The following is a 4,289-nucleotide window of genomic DNA, read 5'->3' as shown; positions in this document are numbered from 1 at the left end:
GCCACGTATCAGCGTCGCACCGGGTGAAGTGACCAGATTGTATCGCTGGTGAGATTTGGTGGAGCCAGGCGGAATCGAACCGCCGACCTCTTGAATGCCATTCAAGCGCTCTCCCAACTGAGCTATGGCCCCACTCGCGACGGCCGCTTGGGTTTCGGCCGCCAAATCCAGACTTTGTTTCCGCCGTTTCGGCGGTCCGCCCGGAGCCGCCTGCCGGCGACGAAGCGCTCTATAGGCGGCTCGGGCGGAAGACACAAGCGCCTAATGTCGCTTTGTCGTCATCTTTTTTCGAGGCTGTGGATCAGTTGTCCTCGTCGCCTTCGATATCCCCGTCGATCAGGTCGGAAACGTCGTCGTCGCCTTCCTCATCCTCCTCGAGGAAGGTGTCGTCATCCTCGCCACCGATGTCGTCCTCGACCTCGATGTCGTCCTCGCTGGTGACGACGGCCTCCTTCTCGGACGCCTCGGCATCGGCCTCGTCGAGCGAGACGAGTTCGACGGCGCCGTCGGCGGCCTCGGTCTCGTCCTCTTCCTCAGGCTCAGGCTTCGCCGGCGCCTTGGCCTGCGGCTCGAACATCGAGCGCGGATAGGCCTGCCCCGTATAGGGCGAGACGACGGGATCCTTGTTCAGGTCGTAGAACTTGCGGCCCGTGACCGGGCAAACGCGCTTCGTTCCGAGTTCCGGTTTCGCCACTGCGTCGGACCCTTCAATCATCATCTATCTGAAAAGCAGGCGCGTCCGTTAGTCGGGGCAGCCGGCGCTGTCAAATGTTGATTTGAGCCATGCGGCAACTGCGCGCAAGAGCGATGCCGATTCGCAGCCTCCCCGCACGGGAGCGCGGCCGCGCCATTGGCGCAGTTCGCGCGGGCGTGCTAGGCCGGGCGCGCATCCGTTTTGCCCCGAGCTGCAGAGACCCAGAGCCCGTGTCCCACGACCACGAACCCGTTCCCGTCACCGCCCGCGCCGGCGGCCCGCTCAAGGGCCGCGTCCGGGTGCCCGGCGACAAGTCGATCTCGCACCGGGCGATGATCTTCGGCCTGCTGGCGATCGGCGAGACCAGGGTGACCGGCCTGCTCGAGGGCGAGGACGTGATGCGCACCGCCGCCGCGGCGCGCGCGCTCGGCGCGATCGTCCACCATGACGGTCCGGGCAGCTGGCGCGTGCAGGGCGTCGGCGTCGGCGGGCTGCGCGAGCCGACCGACACGCTCGATTTCGGCAATGCGGGCACCGGCTCGCGCCTGATGATGGGCGTCTGCGGCTCGCATCCGATCACCACGACATTCGACGGCGACGCCTCGCTGCGCAAGCGGCCGATGCGGCGCATCCTCGACCCGCTCGAGCAGATGGGCACCACGGTCGTCTCGCAGCAGGAGGGCGGCCGCGTGCCGCTCACCCTGCGCGGGCCGAAGGAGGCGATCCCGATCGCCTACCGCCCGCCCGTCGCCTCGGCGCAGATCAAGTCGGCCGTGCTGCTGGCGGCGCTTGCCGCCCCCGGCGAGACGACAGTGATCGAGGCGGAAGCGACACGCGACCACACCGAGAAGATGCTGGCTCATTTCGGAGCCGAAATCACCGTGACGCCGGAAGGCGAGCACGGCCGGCGCATCGTGCTGAAGGGCCAGCCGGAGCTTCGGGCGGCGCCGATCGTGGTGCCGGCCGATCCCTCCTCCGCCGCATTCCCGCTCGTCGCGGGGCTGATCGTGCCGGGCTCCGACATCCTGATCGAGAGCGTGATGACCAATCCGCTGCGCTCGGGCCTGCTGACGACGCTGCGCGAGATGGGCGCCGACATCACGATCGAGCGCGAGGCCAATGAAGGCGGCGAGACGGTCGCGGATCTGCGCGTGCGCGCCTCCAGCCTAAACGGCGTGACGGTTCCGCCGGAACGTGCGCCCGCGATGATCGACGAGTACCCCGTGCTGGCGGTTGCGGCCTCGTTCGCCCACGGCACGACGCGGATGCGCGGCCTGCAGGAGCTGCGCGTCAAGGAATCCGACCGCCTTGCGGCGGTCGAGGCCGGGCTGAAGGCGGCCGGCGTCACCTGCTGGATCGAAGGCGACGATCTGGTCGTCGAGGGTTCGGGCGGCGGGCCGGTGCGGGGCGGCGGGCCGATCGCGACCCATCTCGACCACCGCATCGCGATGAGCTTCCTCGTCATGGGGCTGGCGACGCAGCAGCCGGTCGTGGTCGATGACGGGCTGATGATCGCGACCAGCTTCCCGAGCTTCGTCTCGCTGATGAACGGCCTCGGGGGCCAGATCGGATGAGCCCGGCGGCGCGGCGCGGCCCGTTCGTCATCGCCGTCGACGGCCCGGCCGCCTCCGGCAAGGGCACGCTGGCGCGCCGGCTCGCGGCTCATTACGGGCTGCCTTACCTCGATACCGGCCTGCTCTACCGAATGGTGGCAAGGGCGATGCTCGATGCCGGCCACGACATCCGCGACACCGTCGCCGCCGAAGCCATCGTGAACAGCTTCGACGAAACCGCCTTCCCGGAAGATCGCCTGCGCGGCCGCGAGATCGGCGAGGCTGCCTCCGTGGTCGCCGCCGTGCCAGCCGTGCGCGCCGGGCTCCTGGCCCGGCAGCGGCGCTTCGCGGCGCAACCGGGCGGGGCGGTGCTCGACGGACGCGATATCGGCACGGTGATCTGCCCGGAAGCGCCTGCCAAGCTTTTCGTCACCGCGACACCCGAGGTGCGGGCCGCGCGGCGGCACAAGGAGCTTCTCGGGCGCGGCGAGGCTGTTCCCTTCGACGGCATTCTCGCGGATATCCGCCGACGCGATGCCCGCGATTCCGGCCGCAACGACGCCCCGCTCAGGGCGGCGGAGGATGCCGTGACGCTCGATACCTCGGCGCTGACGGTCGAGGAGGCCGTGGCGGCCGCGATCGGCATCGTCGAGGGCCGCCGCGCGGCCTGAAGGCCGCCTCCTCGCGCATTTGCTATCGAAACAGGCGCGGCCAGCCGGATTTTCCAGCTTGGCGAGCGCTCCGGCCCGGCGCACACTCCATCTCGCGACATAACGACGGAGGTGGCGATGCGGCGCTGGCTGTACGGTCTCTCATGTCTGGCAGCGGCGGCGCTCTGGCACCCCACCCTGCTCCGGGCCCAGACGGCGGGCGCCCCGCCCGAGGAGGTCGACGTCGCGCTCGTGCTCGCGGTCGACGTCTCCTATTCGATGGATCTCGACGAGCTCGCCCTGCAGCGCAACGGATACATCGAGGCCTTCCGGTCGAAGCAGTTGCACGACGCCATCGCCAAGGGAGCGATCGGCAAGATCGCCGTGACCTATTTCGAATGGGCGGGGACCGGCTTTCAATACGTCGTCAGGCCCTGGAAGGTGATCGACGGCCCGGCCGCCGCCACCGCTTTCGCCGAGGAGCTCGGCGAGGCGCCGACGCGGCGCGGCCGGCGCACCTCGATCTCGGGCGCGATCGATCTCGGCGTGCAGTTGCTCGAGCAGTCCAACGTTGCCGCCATGCGCCGTGTGATCGACATCTCGGGCGACGGCGCAAACAATGACGGGCGCCCGGTCACGACCGCGCGCGACGAGGCGGGCGCCAAGGGCATCGCCATCAATGGCCTCCCGGTGATGCTGAAGCAGGCCGGCTATTTCGACATCGACAATCTCGACGCCTACTACAGCGATTGCGTCATCACCGGCATAGGCGCCTTCGTCATTCCGATCCGGGAGAAGAGCCAGTTCGTCGAAGCGACGAAGACCAAGCTGCTACGCGAGATCGCCGAGGCGCCGGCCGATGCCACCCTGCACAAGGTCCAGGGCGGCGATACCGCCTCATGCCTGGCCGGTGAACGACAATGGCGCGACCGGATGGGGAACTGAGGCCTCGGCCGGGCCGGCCTCACGTCCCGCGGGGTTTCGCCCGCGTCGTAGGCAAGGCCGCGGCGGGGTCGTCCGGCCAGAGATGGCGGGGATAGCGGCCCTTCATCTCGGATTTCACCGCTGCCCATGAGCCGCGCCAGAAGCCGGGCAGATCGCGCGTGACCTGGATCGGCCGATGCGCCGGCGACAGCAGCTCCAGCACCAGCGGCACGCGGCCGCCTGCGAGCGCCGGATGCGTCGCGAGACCGTAGAGTTCCTGCACGCGTACCGAAATGGTAGGCCCGGCCTCGGCGGCATAGTCGACGGCAAGCGAAGAGCCGGTCGGCGCGGTGAAATGGGTCGGCGCGTCCTGATCGAGCCGGCGCTTCATCTCCCAGGGAAGCAGGCCCGCCAGCGCGGAATCGAGGTCGGAAGGCTGGATCGATGCGAGCGAGGTCCGGCCGGCGA

Annotated in this window: 5 protein-coding genes and 1 tRNA gene; 3 read left to right on the top strand and 3 right to left on the bottom strand. The window is 69.2% G+C overall.

Annotated features, from left to right (window positions below):
• Positions 1 to 56 precede the first annotated feature (56 nt).
• Together ACIPIA_RS11075 and ACIPIA_RS11070 are read right to left on the bottom strand one after the other, a co-directional pair.
• Positions 57 to 132 (bottom strand) — tRNA-Ala (locus ACIPIA_RS11075).
• 169 nt (positions 133 to 301) lie between these two features.
• Positions 302 to 694, bottom strand: coding sequence for a TIGR02300 family protein (locus ACIPIA_RS11070; RefSeq protein ID WP_400509436.1), 393 nt, complete (start codon positions 692 to 694; stop codon positions 302 to 304).
• Between the two features lie 230 nt (positions 695 to 924).
• On the opposite strand from ACIPIA_RS11070, the gene aroA reads away from it, so the two are divergent.
• From aroA to ACIPIA_RS11055, 3 genes are all read left to right on the top strand, one after another.
• Positions 925 to 2,268, top strand: coding sequence for a 3-phosphoshikimate 1-carboxyvinyltransferase (gene aroA, locus ACIPIA_RS11065; protein ID WP_400509434.1), 1,344 nt, complete (start codon positions 925 to 927; stop codon positions 2,266 to 2,268).
• Positions 2,265 to 2,918: a (d)CMP kinase gene (gene cmk / locus ACIPIA_RS11060; RefSeq protein ID WP_400509432.1), complete on the top strand. Its 654-nt coding sequence runs from the start codon at positions 2,265 to 2,267 to the stop codon at positions 2,916 to 2,918. Before aroA ends, cmk begins: the two co-directional genes overlap by 4 nt.
• Before the next feature lie 117 nt (positions 2,919 to 3,035).
• Positions 3,036 to 3,842, top strand: a complete 807-nt coding sequence (locus ACIPIA_RS11055) for a DUF1194 domain-containing protein (protein WP_400509430.1) — start codon at positions 3,036 to 3,038, stop codon at positions 3,840 to 3,842.
• A 19-nt stretch (positions 3,843 to 3,861) separates the two neighbouring features.
• On the opposite strand, the gene ACIPIA_RS11050 is transcribed toward ACIPIA_RS11055, so the two are convergent.
• The coding region (locus ACIPIA_RS11050) for an ATP-dependent helicase C-terminal domain-containing protein (RefSeq protein WP_400509428.1) at positions 3,862 to 4,289 on the bottom strand (428 nt) is incomplete at its 5' end.

The organism is Allobosea sp. CER48 (genome assembly GCF_044752385.1).
In the GTDB taxonomy this organism is placed as follows: domain Bacteria; phylum Pseudomonadota; class Alphaproteobacteria; order Rhizobiales; family Beijerinckiaceae; genus Allobosea.
Note: the sequence above shows the minus strand (reverse complement) of the source record. Positions and strands in the feature narration are given on the sequence as shown.

Excerpts from the sequence above, each read along its gene's own strand:
- cmk (WP_400509432.1), top strand. The coding sequence starts at position 2,265 with ATGAGCCCGGCGGCGCGGCGCGGCCCGTTCGTCATCGCCGTCGACGGC.
- ACIPIA_RS11055 (WP_400509430.1), top strand. The coding sequence starts at position 3,036 with ATGCGGCGCTGGCTGTACGGTCTCTCATGTCTGGCAGCGGCGGCGCTC.